Below are 17,489 nucleotides of genomic sequence, written 5' to 3' on the forward strand. Positions count from 1 at the left end.
TGATCGCCAAAACAAACACGACATGCGCATTGCACCGGCGATTCTGGGGACGGTTTGTGCACAGACCTGTGTGTAAGTTTTTTTGACCCTTTGGTTAAGTCGGCTGCCAACCGTTAGGGTCGTTCAGGTAAGCCTCGACCGCGTCCAGCGTAGCCGTGTCGTAGGCCTTGCGCGCCTTGGCTTCGGCCAGCACATCCCACCAGGTACAGAGCGAGATGAGTTGCACGCCGTGCTCATCCAGTCGTTCCCTGACGCCTTCATAGATGTCGTAGAAAAAAATCAAGGCGGTCGCGTTGCAAGTGGCGCCGGTGTCGCGGATCGCGTCGACAAAGGACAGTTTTGACCCGCCATCGGTTGTCATGTCCTCGACTAGCAGCACCCGCTGGCCTTCTGTCATGATCCCCTCAATCCGTGCGTTGCGCCCATAACCCTTTGGTTTCTTGCGCACATAGGTCATCGGCAGGGCGAGCCGCTCCGCGATATAGGCACCAAACGGGATGCCAGCCGTTTCGCCACCGGCGATATTGTCGAACGCTTCGAAACCCCCCTCGCGCATGATGGTTGCGGCGAGGAAATCCATCAGCGTCGTCCGGATACGGGGAAAGCTGATCAGTCGCCTGCAATCCACATAGGTTGGTGCCTTTCGGCCCGAAGAAAAGGTGAATGGCTCTTTGGCGTTGAAGTCGATTGCCCCTGCTTCGATCAGCATGCCTGCCGTCAGCCGGGCGATTTCATCTTTGGTCGGAAAGGAAGTGGGGATCATTCTTGTTCTCTGCTCTTTAGTCGACAACCCGCCAATGCAGGTCAAAACCGGGGTCGAAGACCGTGACAGGCCCATCGGCCGTTTCGATCTGGGCGGGATAGGTCACCGGATCGCCTTTTCCCAAGGTGATCATGTCCTCGTTTGCGGGCAGCCGGTAGAAGTCGGGGCCGTTGAGCGAGGTGAACGCTTCCAGCTTTTTGAGTTTGCCTGCGGCCTCGAATACTTCGGCGAGGCAGGACAGCGTGTTGGGCGCGGTGAAGATGCCCGCGCAGCCGCAGCTCTGCAGCTTGGCCGGGTCGGTATGGGGGGCGCTGTCAGTCCCCAGGAAGAACCGTTTGTCGCCGGAGATGGCGGCCTGTACCAGTGCGACCCGGTGCGCCTCACGCTTGGCGACGGGCAGGCAGTAGTAATGCGGTTTGATCCCGCCTGCGAGGATGTGGTTGCGGTTGATGATCAGGTGGTGGGTTGTGATCGTCGCGGCCAGGTTCTTGTGGTTGTCGCGCACATAGTCGACCGCGTCCTCGGTGGTGACATGTTCCATCACGACCCGCAGATCGGGCACCTTTTTCCGCAGTGGTTTCAACACCTTGTCGATGAACACCGCCTCGCGGTCAAAGATGTCGATATCGCTGTTTGTCACCTCGCCATGCACGCAAAGCGGCATGCCGATATCGGCCATGGTTTCCAGAACCGGCCGGACCTTGTCAAAGTTTTTCACCCCGGATGCCGAGTTTGTGGTGGCCCCGGCGGGGTAGAGTTTGACGGCTGTTGCGATCCCGCTGGCATGGGCGTGGGCCACATCGGCCGGATCGGTGTCTTCGGTCAGATAGAGCGTCATCAGCGGGGTGAAATTCGCGCCATCCGGCAAAGCCGCCATGATTCTGTCGCGGTAAGCGCTGGCTTGTTGTGCAGTCACCACAGGGGGGACCAGATTTGGCATGATGATCGCGCGGGCGAAATGCCGGGCCGTCTCCGGCAGCACCGCTTGCAGCATGGCGCCGTCACGCAGGTGCAAATGCCAATCGTCAGGGCGCCTTATGGTCAGGCGGGTCGGGTGTTTTTCGCTCATGTTGCTCGATTACACCTTTGCGTGCCCGGTGACCATAGCCGCCGGACCCGACCCCTTGCAGTTCTGTGCCAGCATTCCGATATTAACCATTGAGCAGATCTAACAGCCGGAGAACCCCATGCTTGGCTTTCTTATTGCCGCCGTCGCAGGCTTTTTGACACCGCAGCTTGAGACGCCTGTTGCGGGCCCCATCGTGAAAGCGATGGAAGGGCATATAGCCGTTGAACCAGCCGAGAAACGCCTGATTGCGTTCATGGTTGCCATGTTGGCCGCGGCCATCGCTGCTGCCCTGTTGAACAGCGGCACACCATTCTGGGTCATTCTGGGGGGTGTTCTGGGCTATTTCGGCACGCGCCTGTTCGAGGCCGGCAAGAAGGCCGTGGATGCCCGAAACGGTGATAGCTAGGCGGCCTGCGTTTCTGTCAATCTTTGCAGGGTTTTGCTGAAAAACTCGTTCTGACCGCGCCGCAGCATGTAGGTGCAGATGATCACGGCAAGCCGTTGGTGGTTTGTGCGCATCAGATGCGTCACCAGTGATCGCGCATAGGTGTGATCATACCGCCGGGCGCGCAAAAGCTGGGCAAAGCGTTTGCCGTCCAGCGATCCGTCCATCGCCAGTTTGATCATCACGTCGTGAATGCCCAGCCGGTCAAAGGCCCGGTCAAGCTGCGTGCCCATGAGCGGGCAGGGCAGCAGGGTGACATTGGGGTTTTTGAACAGCATGGCATGGATCGTGTCCAGATGCTGGGACGGGTCATAGGCCACGAACACTGCTTCCGCCGCGTCGATCATGTCAGGCGCATAGCCGTAGCGGTCATTGAAGTTGATTTGCCGGTGGGCCTTGTAGCGGGGGTCCCAACTTGTGATTTTGGGGTCCAGCGTGGCCTGCGGGCGCAGGGCGATGACGGTTGCACCCGGGGCGGCCACCGAAAAAGCGGCAGCGGCATATGCGCCTTCATGTGCACCGTGAAACAGGATCGTTTCGAAATCGTCAAAGAACCCGTCATCGGTCAGCCGATCGAAGAAATCATAGATGGCAGGGTCGCGAAACCAGCTTTGCCCTTTTGACATCAGCGCCAGATGTGACCAGCCGTCATGGCGGGCATAGGCAAAACCGCGCGGTTCGGCATCGGCATTGTGCGCCCGGATCGTTTCGGCGTTTTCAAAGGTGACGAGCAGGTTGTTTCCCGCTTCAAGGAAACCCGCAAAGTGGTCGGCACCCAGCTGTTCAAAGAACCCAAGATCATCGCAGATATCATCGATCTGGGAAAACCACGCATTGGGTTCCAGTTCTTTCAGCTCTGTCTCAATCGTCAATTGTGGGTCTTGCATCGTCGCGCTCCTTCCCGGGTTTATCCCCGGTTATTGGAGCGAGAAATACATGCCCTTTAAGGCAGAACTTGGCGCATTGCCGCCGATGATTGGCGCGATTTTATCTTAAAAGAACGCCTGTAGTCCGGTTTGTGCACGCCCGAGAATAAGTGCATGCACGTCATGCGTGCCTTCATAGGTGTTTACCGTCTCGAGGTTGACCATGTGGCGCATGATTTGGAAATCCTCACTGATTCCATTGCCCCCATGCATGTCGCGGGACGCGCGGGCGATATCGAGCGCCTTGCCGCAATTGTTCCGCTTCATCAGGCTGATCATTTCGGGGGCGGCGTTGCCTGCTTCCATCAGGCGCCCAAGCTGCAGGGCGGATTGGGTGCCAAGGGCGATTTCGGTCTGCATGTCGGCGAGTTTTTTCTGGAAAAGCTGGGTCTGCGCCAGCGGTTTGCCGAATTGCTTGCGGTCCAGCCCGTATTGGCGTGCGGCGTGCCAGCACGCCTCTGCCGCGCCCATCACACCCCATGCGATCCCGTATCGGGCGCGGTTGAGGCATCCGAACGGTCCCTTGAGGCCCTGGACGCCGGGCAGGAGCGCGTCTTCGCCGACCTCTACATTATCCATCACGATTTCGCCGGTGACAGAGGCGCGCAAGCTGAGTTTGCCGCCAACTTTGGGCGCGGTCAGGCCGGGGGTCCCCTTGTCGAGCACGAAGCCGCGGATCTTGCCGTCATGCGCTTCGGATTTGGCCCAGACGACAAAGACATCGGCGATGGGCGCGTTGCTGATCCACATCTTGGAGCCGTTCAGGACATAGCCGTTCGCCGTTTTCTTTGCGGTTGTCTTCATGCCGGCCGGATCGCTGCCTGCGTCCGGCTCGGTCAGGCCGAAGCAGCCGATCAGGGTTCCTGCGGCAAGGCCGGGCAGGTATTTCTGGCGCTGGGCGTCAGAGCCGTAGGCGTGGATCGGATACATGACCAAGGACGATTGCACCGACATCATGGAGCGGTAGCCGCTATCGACCCGCTCAATCTCGCGCGCGACAAGGCCGTAGGTGACGTATCCAGCCCCCAGCCCGCCATATTCTTCGGGGATGGTGATGCCCAGCAGGCCCGCATCGCCCATTTCCTTGAAGATGCCGGGATCGACGGTCGCTTCGCGATAGGCGTCCGTCACCTTGGGCTGCAGCGTGTTCTGCGCAAATGTATGTGCCGCGTCGCGCAGCATCCGTTCGTCTTCGGTCAGCTGATCTTCCAGGCGCAGGGGATCGGCCCAGTCGAATGGTCCCAGATCTGGGCCGAAACCTGTTGTCTTGATGGGGGTCGCTTCGTTCATGGCTGGATCCTTTCGCTGCTTGGGCGCAGGGTATGACTTTGGTCGGGCGGGGGCAATGGACGGGTTGACGCGCGTGCGCCGGGATGCAGCTATGACCCGTAAGGGAGATTTGCATGGCATTTGGCAGTATTGATGAGGTGCAGGCCGCGCTGGCCGGACAGGACTATGTCTGCGGGCGGGCATTGGCCACGGTGGTGTTTCTGAGCCTGAAGCTGGGGCGGCCCCTGTTTCTGGAAGGCGAGGCGGGCACGGGCAAGACCGAGATTGCCAAGGCGATTGCGGCCGCGCTGGGGCGTCGGCTGATCCGGTTGCAGTGTTATGAGGGTTTGGATTCGGCCTCGGCCGTTTACGAATGGAATTTTGCCGAGCAGATGATTGCGATCCGTGCGGCAGAGGCTTCGGGTGGCGCGGACCGGGATGTGCTGAAGACCGAGTTGTTCACCGAGGAATACCTGATTGAGCGACCTTTGTTGCAGGCGATGCGGCCCCAGCCGGGTGGTGCGCCGGTCCTGCTGATTGACGAGTTGGACCGGACCGATGCGCCGTTCGAGGCGTTCTTGCTTGAGGCATTGTCCGATTTTCAGGTGACTATCCCGGAGCTTGGGACGGTGAAGGCGCCGGAGCCGCCAATCGTCATCCTGACCTCAAACCGGACTCGCGAGGTGCATGATGCGTTGAAGCGGCGCTGTCTTTATCATTGGGTCGATTACCCCGATTTCGAACGTGAAATGGAGATTTTGCAGGCCCGCGCGCCAGAAGCGTCGAAGGCATTGTCCCGTGAAGTTGTGGCGTTCGTGCAGAAACTGCGGACCGAGGATCTGTTCAAGAAACCTGGCGTGGCCGAGACGATCGACTGGGCGAAATGCCTGTTGGCCCTCGACGTGATCAACCTGTCGCCAGCGGTGATTGCCGACACGCTGGGGGCGATCCTGAAATACCAGGATGACATCCAGAAACTGGAAGGGTCCGAGGCGAAGCGGATCTTGGATGAGGCGAAGGCCGAACTCGAAACCGTCTGATGCTTCTTTTGTTCAAAAATACCTCACAGGGGTCCGGGGATGTGAAATCCCCGGTCCGGCGGTTCGGCCATGGTTGAACTTGCCGATCTGGAACTGCCTGACGATCCGAAGTTGGCCCATAACATCACTCATTTTGCACGGGCGTTGCGCAAGGCGGGGCTGGCGGTGGGGCCGGGGCGGGTAATTGATGCGATCCGGGCGGTGCAGGCGGCGGGGTTCACGGAGCGGGCGGATTTTTACTGGACATTGCATGCCTGTTTTGTGTCCAAGCCAGAGGAACGGCAGGTGTTTGCACAGCTTTTTCGCCTGTATTGGCGCGATCCGCGTTATCTGGAACAGATGATGTCGTTCCTGACGCCGATGGTGCGCGGGGTACAGGAAGAGCGCCGCGCGCAAGCGGCTGAGAAGCGAGCGGCAGAGGCGCTTTTGGATGGGCATGATCGCGATTTGCCAGCACCGGAGGATGCGGGCGAGGAGGTGGAGATTTCCATTGACGCCTCGCGCACGATTTCCACCGAGGAACGGCTGCGCAGCCTTGATTTCGAGCAGATGAACGGGGCGGAAATGGCGGCGGCCAAGCGGATGCTGGCGACGCTCCGTCTGCCTGTGCCACCGATCCAGAGCCGCAGGACCCAAGGCCTGCCGGGCCATCTGCCGGATTGGCAAGGGACCATGCGTGCGGCGATGCGCCGGGGTGGCGAGGTGACGGATTTCGCGACCAAGCGGCGGCGTGTGCGCTACCCCAATCTTGTGGTGCTTTGCGATATCTCGGGGTCAATGGCTCAGTATTCGCGTGCTGTTTTGCATTTCCTGCATTCAGTTGCGAACCGTGAAGGACAGGGTTGGGCGCAGGTCCATGCGTTCACATTTGGCACCCGGCTGACCAATATCACACGTCATTTGCGGACGCGGGATGTGGACGCGGCTTTGGCCGCCGCAGGGGCGGAAGCGCAGGATTGGGAAGGCGGCACGCGGATTGCGGCGTGTCTGCATGACTTCAATCGCGACTGGTCGCGCCGGGTCATGGGGCAGGGGGCGGTGGTGCTGTTGATCACCGACGGGCTGGACCGGGACAAGGATGCTGATCTGGGGCGCGAGATGGAGCGGCTGAGCCTGACGGCTCGCCAGTTGATCTGGCTGAACCCGCTGTTGCGGTGGGAAGGGTTTGCGCCGAAGGCCAAGGGGATCATGCAGATGCTGCCGCATTGTTCGAGCTTTCGGGCCGGACATAACATTGCCTCCCTAGAGGGGTTGGCGCAGGCCTTGTCGCGGCCTGATGACAGCGGTCAGAAGGCGCGCTTGATGGCGATGATGCGCGGTTAATGGATGCGCAGGTTTCGGGTCGATTGGTTGGTTGCCGGGCGCTTAGCTGCCCATCATCAACCAAGGAGAACATAATGACTTTGACTTATTTGCCTTATGATGTCGCAGAAATCGCAAAACTGCGCGCAGGGGGTCCGGATGTTTACGGCAACCCGGCGGAACGGGCGATTTCCTCTGGCGTTGGCACGCCATGCCGCTGCTGTTTGCACAATGTGCCCAAGGATGCAGAGATGCTGATCTGTGCCGCGCGCCCATTTGCGGCCTTGCAGCCTTATGCCGAAACCGGCCCGGTCTTCTTTTGTGCCGATGACTGCGCCCCTTACGATGGTCAGGATGCACCGCCGATCCTGAAAACATCGCCGGATTATCTGGTGAAAGCCTATGACGCGAGGGATCGGATCATCTATGGCACCGGGCAGATCACGCCAAAGGCGGATATCGCCACATATGCGACCCGGCTTTTCGAACGGGACGGGGTGGCTTATGTTGATGTGCGCTCGGCCCGGAACAATTGTTTTCTGACAAGGATTGTGCAGACACCATGACAGATATCATCGATCTTCCTGGATTGGCATTGGAATGGCATCGCGCCGGGCGCGGTGTGGCGGTCGCGACGGTCGTGCAGACCTGGGGATCGGCCCCGCGCGCCGTCGGCAGCCAGTTGGTGATTGACGCCGATGGCGCGATGGAAGGGTCGGTGTCTGGCGGTTGCGTCGAAGGGGCGGTGATCACAGAGGCGCTGGAGGCGTTGGAGGATGGCAAGCCGCGCGTGCTGGAATTCGGGGTCAGCGATGATGAGGCGTTTGCCGTGGGATTGGCCTGCGGTGGTGAAATCAAGGTGCTGGTGGAGCCTGTCGGGTCTGCCTTGCCTGTCGAAGTGCTGGAGCGGCTTGTTGATGCGCGCGGGCGAGCGGAACCCGTCGCCTATGTGACTGATCTGGAGGCCGGTCGCCCCAGATTGGCGGCCCAATCCGCCTATCCCGACCGCTTTCGCCTCGATCGGTCAGGGGTGGAGGAAGATGGCAAAACCTTTGTCGCCATCCACAACCCGCCCTTGCGCATGATCATCGTGGGGGCCGTGCATATCGCGCAGCATCTGGTCACCATGGCCCGTGCCTGCGGCTACGCCCCGACGCTGATTGATCCGCGCGGGGCCTTTGGATCGGAGGCCCGCTTTCCCGGTGAGGTGATCATGGATGACTGGCCGGATGAGGCGATGGCAGCGCTGAAACCTGATGCTCGCACCGCCGTGGTGACGCTAACCCATGATCCGAAGCTGGATGATCCGGCGATCATCGCCGCCCTTGGGTCGGATGTGTTTTATCTGGGTTGTCTTGGCTCGACCCGCACTCATGCCAAACGGGTGGCCCGGTTGGAAGAGGCTGAGTTTTCGCCGGATGATATCGCGCGCATTCATGCCCCTGTCGGCCTGGACCTTGGCGGCCGGCAGCCTGCCGAGATTGCCGTCAGCATTATAGCTGAGGTGACGCAGGCCTTGCGGAAAGCGGTATGAAATTCGGTGCAGTTCCGGTTGCCGAGGCTGAGGGGGCCGTGCTGGCCCATTCGCTCGCGCTGAAAGGCGGACGGCTGCGCAAAGGGCATTTTTTGACATCTGCCGATATCGGTCGGCTGTCTGATTGCGGGCATCAGCGCGTGACTGTGGCCCGGCTTGAACCCGGCGATTTGGACGAGGATAGCGCCGCCGCGAAACTGGCCGCCGCACTCGCGCGCGATGGCATGCGGCTGAGCAACGCGGCCACGGGTCGCGTGAACATCTTTGCCGAAGGGCCGGGGATTGCGCTGATTGATGTGGCGGCGATAGCGGCCTTTAATGCGGTCAATCCGATGATCACGGTTGCCACGGTGCCGCAATATCATCGGCTCGATCAGGGAACGATGGTCGCAACGGTCAAGATCATTTCCTACGGGGTGCCGGGTGAGGATGTTGCCAAGGCAGCAGAAGCCGGTCGCGAAGCCATCGGTGTGCTAAAGCCCCGATATCGCACCGCCACACTGATTGAGACGCAGACAGATGTGGCACCATCGCCCAGGGGACGCGCGGCGATGCAGGGGCGGTTGGACCGGTTACAGATGGCGTTGGATGACCGGGTCATGACAGATCATGACGTGCCCAACCTGTCCGGCGCACTGAAGGCGGCACAAGGGGATGTCGTGTTTATCCTGACCGCTTCGGCCACATCGGACCCGCATGACATAGGCCCAGAAGCCGTGCGGCAGGCCGGTGGCACGGTCACACAGTTCGGCATGCCCGTTGATCCGGGCAATCTGCTATTCCTTGGAAAACTGGGTGAGAAACCGGTGATCGGCCTGCCCGGATGTGCCCGCTCGCCCGCGTTGAATGGGGCCGATTGGGTACTGGAGCGGGTGATTTGTGGTGTTGATCTGACACCTGCGGATTTTGCCGAAATGGGGGTCGGTGGTTTGCTCAAGGAAATCCCGACCCGCCCTAAACCACGCGCCGACATAGACTAAGGTCGGTGGTCTGTAGGCGGGTTGAGGCCAGTTTACCTGTTCTCTTGAATGCATCGGCGTGCTTAACTTGGTCCAAAGCAAAGATGATATCGGGAGGAAATGATGACATCGGTAACAATGACCGTGAACGGCAAGTCCGTGTCTGGCGATGTGGAAGGCCGCACATTGCTGGTCGACTTTCTGCGCAATGATCTGCGCCTGACCGGCACCCATGTGGGCTGCGATACGTCGCAATGCGGGGCCTGCGTGGTCCATGTGAATGGTGAGGCCGTGAAGGCCTGCGCGATGTTCGCGGCTGAAGCTGACGGCGCTGATGTGGCCACCATCGAAGGGCAGGCCAATGCCGACGGATCGCTGTCCGTCATTCAGCAGGCGTTCCAGGATCACCACGGCTTGCAATGCGGCTTCTGCACCCCGGGGATGGTGATGTCCGCTGCGGCTCTGCTGAAAGATAATCCCAAGCCGACCGAGGGCGAGATACGGGAGTATCTGGAGGGCAATATCTGCCGCTGTACCGGCTACCACAATATTGTCAAGGCGATCATGGCGGCATCCGGTCAGGATGTGGCGGCCATCGCTGCGGAGTAACCAAATTTTCTAGAAAATTTGGGGGTTTACAATTTTTCGAGAAAAATTGTCCCCCGAGAGGGAGGAATGAAATGCCAAAAGATAGTGGAATTGGCGCCAGCACGAAGCGGCGCGAGGACCTGCGGTTTCTGACAGGTGCCGGTAATTATACGGACGATATCAATATTTACGGTCAGGCCCATGTGCACTTTCTGCGCGCAGATGTGGCCCATGCTACGATCAACGGCATTGACCTGGCAGATGCCGAAAAGATGCCCGGTGTCTTGCGCATCTTTACGGGGGCCGATTTTGAGCCAGTGGGCGGTTTGCCCTGCGGTTGGCAGGTCACTGACAAGCATGGCGAACCGATGCAGGAACCCAAGCATCCCATCATTGCGCATGGCAAGATCCGCCATGTGGGCGAGATTGTCGCGGCCGTGGTGGCCGAAAGCCTTGCCCAGGCCCGTGATGCCGCCGAGGCGATCGGTCTGAACCTGACCGAACTGCCAGCGGTGGTGGATATGAAAACCGCCGTCGCTGATGGCACCACCAAGGTACATGACGACCTGACCAGCAACCTTTGTTACGACTGGGGCTTTGTTGAGGAAAACAAGGATGCCGTGGATGAGGCGATCAAGAACGCCGCCCATGTCACGACGCTTGAACTGGTCAACAACCGTCTGGTGGCCAATCCGATGGAGCCGCGTGTGGCGGTGGGGGAATACTCCCGCTCTGACGATATGCACACGCTGCACACCACCAGCCAGAACCCACATGTGATCCGCCTGCTGATGGGTGCGTTCGTGCTGGGCATTCCGGAGCACAAGCTACGCGTTGTTGCTCCTGATGTTGGCGGCGGTTTCGGCACCAAGATTTTCCATTATGCCGAGGAAGCGTTCTGCACCTTTGCCGCCAAGGCGGTGAACCGTCCGGTCAAATGGACATCGACCCGGTCAGAGGCGTTCATGTCTGACGCCCATGGTCGCGACCATGTCACCAAGATCGAACTGGCGATGGATGCGGATAACAACTTTACCGCCATCCGCACCGAAACCTACGCCAATATGGGGGCTTATCTGTCCACCTTTGCCCCGTCGGTTCCCACATGGCTGCATGGCACGCTGATGGCGGGGAACTACAAGACCCCCCTGATCTATGTGAATGTGAAGGCGGTGTTCACCAATACCGTGCCTGTCGATGCCTATCGCGGTGCGGGGCGCCCGGAGGCCACGTTCCAGCTGGAACGGGTGATTGACATGGCCGCGCGTGAACGCGGTGTTGATCCGATTGCGCTGCGCCGTCAGAACTTTGTCACGGAGTTTCCCTATGCCACCCCGGTGGCCGTAGAATATGACACCGGCGATTACGAAGCGACGATGGCCAAGCTGGAAGAGATCGCCGATATGGGTGGTTTCGCCGCCCGTCGCGCCGAAAGCGAAAAGAACGGCAAGCTGCGCGGTCTTGGTGTGAACTGCTATATTGAGGCTTGCGGCATCGCGCCGTCAAACCTTGTCGGGCAGTTGGGTGCGCGGGCCGGGCTTTATGACGCCGCGACCGTCCGGGTGAATGCCACCGGGTCGATCAGCGTCATGGTCGGTGCCCATAGCCACGGGCAGGGCCATGAAACATCGTTCCCGCAGGTGATTTCCGAGATGATCGGAATCCCCGAGGATCAGATCGACATTGTCCATGGCGATACGTCCAAGATCCCGTTCGGGATGGGCACATACGGGTCGCGTTCGCTGGCTGTCTGTGGTTCCGCCATGGTGCGGGCCGCCGAGAAGGTGATCAATAAGGCCAAGAAGATTGCGGCACATCTGCTGGAAGCCTCTGACGCGGATATCGAATTGAAGGACGGCCAATTCAGTGTTGCTGGCACGGATAAATCCGTGGCGTGGGGTGACGTGACCCTTGCCGCCTACGTCCCGCATAACTATCCGCTGGAGGATATCGAGCCGGGTCTGGAAGAGACGGCGTTTTATGATCCCGCCAACTTTACCTATCCTGCGGGGGCCTATGCCTGCGAGGTCGAGGTGGACCCCGATACCGGCAAGGTGACCATCGAACGGTTCAGTGCTGCGGATGACTTCGGCAATATCATCAACCCGATGATTGTGTCAGGGCAGGTGCATGGCGGGATTGCCCAGGGGATCGGGCAGGCGCTGCTGGAGAACTGCGCGTATGATGAGAACGGGCAACTACTAAGCGCATCTTATATGGATTACACCATGCCGCGTGCGGATGATCTGCCGTTTTACAGTGTGGACCATTCCTGCCAGACGCCATGCACGCACAACCCGCTGGGCGTGAAAGGCTGCGGCGAGGCAGGGGCGATTGGATCGCCACCATCGGTCGTCAACGCCGTCATCGATGCCCTGCAATCGGGTGGCAAGAACGTCGCTCATATCGATATGCCCCTGACGCCATCCCGCGTCTGGAATGCAATGAACAACGCGTAAGGGAGAACGCTCATGTATGCTTTTGAAATTGAACGGCCCTCCACGATTGCGGATGCGGTCAATGCGTTAAGAGGCGAGGATGCGCAGGCGCTGGGAGGCGGGCAGACCCTGATCCCAACGCTGAAGCAGCGGCTGGCAATGCCGTCCAAGCTCGTCAGTCTGACTGATATCGGTGAGATGAAGGGCGTGTGTCTTGGCGATGGGGGTGAGGTTTGCATTGGTGGGGCGACCACCCATGCAACCGTGTCCAAAGAGGCGACTGCGCATTATCCGGCGCTGGCTGATCTGGCGAGCCATATCGGTGATCCTGCGGTGCGCAATCGGGGCACAATTGGCGGCTCGCTCGCCAATAACGACCCGTCAGCCTGTTATCCTGCAGCCGCTCTTGGATCAGGAGCCACGATCATCACCAACAGCCGTGAAATCGTGGCGGATGACTATTTCGAGGGGATGTTCACAACGGCGCTGGACGAAGGCGAGGTGATTACTGAGGTGCGTTTCCCGGTGCCGGAAAAGGCGAACTATCAGAAGTTCCTGCAGCCTGCGTCACGCTTTGCGCTCGTTGGGGTGTTTGTAGCGAAATATGCCGATGGCGTCCGCGTTGCCGTGACCGGCGCGTCAGAGGAAGGCGTGTTCCGCTGGACGGAAGCCGAAGAGGCCCTGTCAGGCAATTTCGACGGCGGTGCTGTTGATGGCCTTTCGGTGTCGGCGGATGGCATGATTTCGGACCTGCACGGGACATCGGAGTATCGTGCCCATCTGGTCAAGGTGATGACAAAACGCGCGGTGGCGGCTTCCGGCTGAGCCCTGCGCATGGTTTCGCCCGGCTGCTGGCCGGGCGGAACCAAACGACGCCTCATATGTTAGATGACATACGCTCAGACAATGAGCTTGCTATCAAATCGCGAGGACGTCATGCGAAGATCTACTTTGAAATCAACAACATCGCTTGTGCTGAGTTTTGCGGTGGCCACCAGCCCCGTTTTGGCCCAGCAAACCGATGTTGATCCCGAAACGCTGGAAATCTGTGTTGGGCTGGAGCCTGCGGCAGACATCGTGGCCGGTGAGCCGCTGTTGGAGCCGACCTTTCCTTGCGTGGATCAGAATGGTGAGGTGGTTGTCGATCAGGTTGCATTGGAAACCGCGATTGCGACGCAGGTTGATGATGGTCCTGTAGAACCTGCGGAGCTGGTCGAGACCCCGGAGGTGACTGCGGCACCAGCGGATGCGGAAACCACAACCGAAGGGACTGCGACGCTTGAGGTGCCTGTGGAAGAGGCCGCACCGGAAGAGAATGTGGCGGAAGAACAGCCTGCTGAGCCTGCTCCGGAAGAGACTGTGACGACCGAGGTCGAAACAGCGCCAGAGGTTGCCGAGACGCCCGAGACGTCGGACGCTGATGTGGCCGTTGAGGCGGAGGCCGATGTTGCAGCGGAGGCTGAGGCTGAGGCGACGACCGAAGCGGATGTTGCGGTTGAAGCGACGCAGGATGAAGCATTGCCGGAGTCCGAAGGTATGCCTGAGGGCGATGACGCCGCTGCCGTCGCTGATCTGCCGACGGTGACAGATGAAACCCCCGATGAGGCAGAGATCGCCATTGAAACGGTGGAAGCGGATGAACCACCTGCGGCGGCTGCGGCCTCTGCCGATGCGGACGCGGATACGACGGCTGATGTTCAGGTTGAAACGCTGACTCAGGATGACGTGCGCAGCAGCAGTCAGGATTTCGAAACGACTGCTACGGGTGAAGCCCAGGTAGAGGCGCGGGCCGGTAGTGATAGCGGTAATGATGGTCTAAGCAACTTTGAGAAGGCTTTGTTGTTGGGTCTGGGTGCGGCTGTGGTCGGTTCGGTGCTGAATAATGGTGACGAAGTGGTTTCCAACAGCGGCGACCGGGTGATCGTGGAACGCGATGGCGAACTGGTCGTGCTGAAGGATGACGATGTGCTGTTGCGACAGCCCGGTGCCGAGGTTCAGACACGCACCTTTGATGACGGGTCTACGCGGACCAGTGTTTTGCGTGAAGATGGCACGCAGATTGTGACAATACGCGGCAATGACGGACGCGTGCTGCGCCGTGCGCGGATCCTTGAAGATGGTACCCAGATCGTTCTGTTCGATGACACGCAGGCATCAGCGCCTGTTGTGGTCACTGAAATACCTCGCGAGCAAGAGGCAGCGGTCGACGTTGATGTATCGCGCGGTGACACCGCTGCGTTGCGGGCGGCGTTGTTGGCCAACCAGAACCGGCAGTTCGACCGGAGCTATTCGCTGCGTCAGATCCGCACGATAAGCGAGGTTCGCGATTTAGCCCCGCAAGTGGAATTGGATACCGTGACATTCGCCACCGGGTCGGCCGCGATTGAACCTAGCCAAGCGGAAGAGCTGACCAGCCTGGGCATCGCAATTGTGGATATCATCCAGGAAGACCCCGGTCAGATGTTCCTGATCGAAGGACACACCGATGCCGTGGGCGATGCCGGGTATAACCTCGCCTTGTCGGACCGCAGGGCCGAGACCGTGGCGCTGGCACTGACTGAGTATTTCGGCGTGCCGCCGGAGAACCTGATCACGCAAGGATATGGTGAGAGCATTTTGAAAGTGCCGACATTACGGGCAGAGCGTGAAAACCGCCGCGCGGCGGTGCGCAATATCACGTCGTTGCTGCGCTAAGCCGTCTGGATGGAACAAAAAAACGGGCACCGAAAGGTGCCCGTTTTCTTTTGTAACTCTGTGATGGAAACTACTTGGGCAATGGCCCGATGAGCATGACCATTTGGCGGCCTTCCATCTTGGGGAAGTTTTCTACCTTACCTGTTTCCTTGGTGTCTTCTGCCACCCGTTCCAGCAATTGCCGACCCAGTTCCTGGTGGGCCATTTCGCGGCCACGGAAGCGTAGGGTGATCTTCACCTTGTCGCCGTTTTCCAGAAACTTGAACACGTTGCGCATTTTCACATCGTAATCGTGCTGGTCGGTGTTCGGGCGGAACTTGACCTCTTTGATCTCGATGATCTTTTGCTTCTTGCGCGCTTCGGCTTCTTTTTTCTGTGTCTCGTATTTGAACTTGCCAAAGTCCATGATCTTGCAGACCGGCGGTTTTGCGTTCGGCGAAATCTCTACCAGGTCAAGCCCGGCTTCGTCTGCCATCATCATGGCGCGTTCCGGTGTGACAACACCGACATTTTCGCCGTCCGCCCCGATCAGGCGGATTTCGCTTTCGCGAATACGTTCGTTTACCCGGGGGCCAGTATCGCGCTGTGGCGGCGCGTTGTGGGGTCTGCGTCCTATGATCTTTATCCTTGAATCATTTCGGTTTCGTAGCCGTGAAGGTAAACCCGAGCCTTGCCGTCTTCAACCCGCAAAAGGTGCGGTTTTCAGCCAATTTGTGGTTGCATCGCCCTTCACCTTTTCCCGGCCATCTGACATATCGGCGCCAAGGTCCATGGGGGGCCCAAATGCGATCTTTTGGAAGGATGAGACCAATGAGAGCAATTGCGATCTTAATAGTTTTGGCCGTGCTCGGCTTTTTTGGATACCAATATGCTGTCGAGGGACGTGGTCCGGGCGAGGCTGTTGGTGTGCTGACGGGTGCAACACAGGCCGCCGAACAAGCAGCGATTGAGGCACAAGCCGCTGCCGAAGCCGAAGCCCAGGCCGCCGCCGAAGCTGCCGCTGAAGCAGAGGCTCAGGCTGCCGCAGAAGCCGAGGCCGCAGCTGCGGAAGCCGTTGCCGCCGCAGAAGAGGCCGCCGCTGCCGCTGAAGCGGAAGCCGAAGCGCTGGCCGCTGCTGCTGCCGAAGAAGCTGCCGCTGCAGAAGCCGCCGCCGCTGAGGTCGCTGCAGAAGCGGAAGCCGCTGCTGCCGCCGCACAGGAAGAAGCAACCGAAGCACTGGATCAGGCCGCTGAGGCCGTTGAAGGGGCCACGGAGGACGCCGCTGCTGCAGGTGAGGACCTGATGGCGATTGCCGGCGAGTTGCTGACCGTGGAGGGCTTCGACATCGACAAGGTCATGACGCTGCTGGATGGCGCTGACATCTCGACCCTGGAAAAAACCACCTTGGGTAACGCGCTGAATGCAGCGCAGGATAATCCTGCCTTGCTGGAGCCGGTATTGCAGAACATTCAGGCTGTGCTGGGGCTCTGAACCCCGCAGCTGCCAAACAGAAAAAGGGCCGCGTCCATCATGGCGCGGCCCTTTTCATTTCTCTTGGATGCGTTTTAGTCGAGGAACGCTTTTTCAACCACGTAATGCTGTGGATTTGAATTGGCCCCTTCGACGAGCCCGTATTCTTCGAGCATGTCTTTCAGTTCCAGATTGAACGCCAGGTTGCCGCAGATCATCGCCCTGTCGGTTTCGGGTGACAGGGGCGGCAGGCCGAGATCGGTGAATACTTCGCCGGACCGCATCAGATCGGTGATCCGCCCCATCTTGGGGCTCTCTTCCCGGGTCGTGGTTGGGTAGTATTTGATCTTTTTCCAGAAGCCTTCGCCGATGACGTCATTCAGCAATTCGTCGGTTTTCAGCGCTTCGATCAGGTCGCGCCCATAGGTCAGTTCGCCCACTTCGCGGCAGGTATGGGTGATGATGATTTCATCATAGTCTTCATAGGTTTGTGGTTCGCGCAGGAGCGAGGCAAAAGGTGCAAAGCCGGTGCCGGTGGCAAAGAACCAGAGCCGTTTGCCGGGCAGGAGCGCGTCGTGGACCAGAGTGCCAACCGGTTTGGGCCGCAGGATGATTTCATCGCCGGGTTTGATGTGCTGGAGTTTGGAGGTCAGCGGGCCATCCTGCACCTTGATGGAGTAGAATTCCAGTTCTTCGTCCCATGAAGGCGAGGCGATGGAATAGGCGCGCAGCAGCGGTTTCTGCTTGCCGGTTTCGGGGTGCGGGTCGCCCATCAGGCCGATCATCACGAATTCGCCCGACCGGAACCGCAAGCTGGCGGGGCGGGTGCAGCGGAAGCTGAACAGCCGGTCGGTGTAGTGTTGTACGTCCGTGACCGTCTGCGCATCGGGCAGGGTGGGGACGGCTTTGGCGGTGTCTAGGGTCACAGGTCTCTGCTCGGTCATATGTGTCATGGCAGCCGTTTTGCGGCCGCCCTCCGTCTTAGTCGTTGATCTGGATCAGGGAAAGGGTGC

General features: G+C 59.6%; 17 protein-coding genes. 11 read left to right on the forward strand and 6 right to left on the reverse strand.

All coding sequences use genetic code 11. From position 1 onward, the window contains the following. Window positions 1-94: 94 nt before the first annotated feature. Together ACFWW4_RS18250 and pyrC are read right to left on the reverse strand one after the other, a co-directional pair. Window positions 95-763 (reverse strand): orotate phosphoribosyltransferase, encoded by a 669-nt coding sequence (locus tag ACFWW4_RS18250; protein ID WP_411892169.1) that lies wholly within the window; start codon window positions 761-763, stop codon window positions 95-97. Window positions 764-779: 16 nt separating this feature from the next. Beyond that, window positions 780-1,832, reverse strand: coding sequence for a dihydroorotase (gene pyrC / locus ACFWW4_RS18255; protein WP_411892170.1), 1,053 nt, complete (start codon window positions 1,830-1,832; stop codon window positions 780-782). 118 nt (window positions 1,833-1,950) lie between these two features. Between pyrC and ACFWW4_RS18260 the strand changes: the two genes are divergently transcribed. After that, window positions 1,951-2,238, forward strand: a complete 288-nt coding sequence (locus ACFWW4_RS18260; protein WP_411892171.1) for a hypothetical protein — start codon at window positions 1,951-1,953, stop codon at window positions 2,236-2,238. On the opposite strand, the gene ACFWW4_RS18265 is transcribed toward ACFWW4_RS18260, so the two are convergent. Further along, entirely contained in the window at window positions 2,235-3,164 is a 930-nt protein-coding gene (locus ACFWW4_RS18265) for a phosphoadenosine phosphosulfate reductase (protein ID WP_411892172.1), read from the reverse strand. The genes ACFWW4_RS18260 and ACFWW4_RS18265 overlap by 4 nt on opposite strands. 105 nt (window positions 3,165-3,269) lie before the next feature. Beyond that, window positions 3,270-4,493 carry an acyl-CoA dehydrogenase gene (locus tag ACFWW4_RS18270; RefSeq protein WP_411892173.1) on the reverse strand — a complete coding sequence of 408 codons (1,224 nt, stop codon included), beginning with the start codon at window positions 4,491-4,493 and terminating at the stop codon, window positions 3,270-3,272. Between the two features lie 113 nt (window positions 4,494-4,606). Here ACFWW4_RS18270 and ACFWW4_RS18275 point away from each other — a divergent pair, with 113 nt between their 5' ends. From ACFWW4_RS18275 to ACFWW4_RS18315, 9 genes are all read left to right on the forward strand, one after another. After that, a complete protein-coding gene (locus tag ACFWW4_RS18275; RefSeq protein ID WP_393926065.1) occupies window positions 4,607-5,512 on the forward strand; it encodes an AAA family ATPase in 906 nt (301 codons plus the stop codon). 69 nt (window positions 5,513-5,581) lie between these two features. Further along, window positions 5,582-6,835, forward strand: a complete 1,254-nt coding sequence (locus tag ACFWW4_RS18280; RefSeq protein ID WP_411892174.1) for a vWA domain-containing protein — start codon at window positions 5,582-5,584, stop codon at window positions 6,833-6,835. 74 nt (window positions 6,836-6,909) lie between these two features. Further along, entirely contained in the window at window positions 6,910-7,380 is a 471-nt protein-coding gene (locus ACFWW4_RS18285; protein ID WP_411892175.1) for a DUF1203 domain-containing protein, read from the forward strand. After that, complete coding sequence (locus ACFWW4_RS18290; protein WP_411892176.1) at window positions 7,377-8,348, forward strand: XdhC family protein; 972 nt, start codon at window positions 7,377-7,379, stop codon at window positions 8,346-8,348. The genes ACFWW4_RS18285 and ACFWW4_RS18290 overlap by 4 nt, the downstream gene beginning before the upstream one ends. Next, the gene (locus tag ACFWW4_RS18295) at window positions 8,345-9,328 is read left to right on the forward strand and encodes a molybdopterin-binding protein (protein WP_411892177.1); all 984 of its coding nucleotides are present in this window, start codon (window positions 8,345-8,347) and stop codon (window positions 9,326-9,328) included. Before ACFWW4_RS18290 ends, ACFWW4_RS18295 begins: the two co-directional genes overlap by 4 nt. 102 nt (window positions 9,329-9,430) lie before the next feature. After that, a complete protein-coding gene (locus tag ACFWW4_RS18300; RefSeq protein WP_411892178.1) occupies window positions 9,431-9,916 on the forward strand; it encodes a (2Fe-2S)-binding protein in 486 nt (161 codons plus the stop codon). 71 nt (window positions 9,917-9,987) lie between these two features. Beyond that, entirely contained in the window at window positions 9,988-12,354 is a 2,367-nt protein-coding gene (locus ACFWW4_RS18305; protein WP_411892179.1) for a xanthine dehydrogenase family protein molybdopterin-binding subunit, read from the forward strand. A gap of 12 nt (window positions 12,355-12,366) precedes the next feature. After that, entirely contained in the window at window positions 12,367-13,158 is a 792-nt protein-coding gene (locus ACFWW4_RS18310) for an FAD binding domain-containing protein (RefSeq protein WP_411892180.1), read from the forward strand. Between the two features lie 126 nt (window positions 13,159-13,284). After that, complete coding sequence (locus ACFWW4_RS18315; RefSeq protein WP_411892181.1) at window positions 13,285-15,027, forward strand: OmpA family protein; 1,743 nt, start codon at window positions 13,285-13,287, stop codon at window positions 15,025-15,027. Window positions 15,028-15,097: 70 nt separating this feature from the next. Here the strand turns inward: ACFWW4_RS18315 and infC are convergent, their stop codons facing one another. Beyond that, window positions 15,098-15,643, reverse strand: coding sequence for a translation initiation factor IF-3 (gene infC / locus ACFWW4_RS18320; RefSeq protein WP_411892218.1), 546 nt, complete (start codon window positions 15,641-15,643; stop codon window positions 15,098-15,100). Between the two features lie 194 nt (window positions 15,644-15,837). Between infC and ACFWW4_RS18325 the strand changes: the two genes are divergently transcribed. Then, window positions 15,838-16,497: a hypothetical protein gene (locus tag ACFWW4_RS18325; protein WP_411892182.1), complete on the forward strand. Its 660-nt coding sequence runs from the start codon at window positions 15,838-15,840 to the stop codon at window positions 16,495-16,497. Between the two features lie 74 nt (window positions 16,498-16,571). Here the strand turns inward: ACFWW4_RS18325 and ACFWW4_RS18330 are convergent, their stop codons facing one another. Further along, window positions 16,572-17,420, reverse strand: coding sequence for a ferredoxin--NADP reductase (locus ACFWW4_RS18330; RefSeq protein WP_411892219.1), 849 nt, complete (start codon window positions 17,418-17,420; stop codon window positions 16,572-16,574). Between the last annotated feature and the right edge of the window lie 69 nt (window positions 17,421-17,489).

Source organism: Yoonia sp. SDW83-1, from assembly GCF_046762885.1.
GTDB lineage: Bacteria > Pseudomonadota > Alphaproteobacteria > Rhodobacterales > Rhodobacteraceae > Yoonia.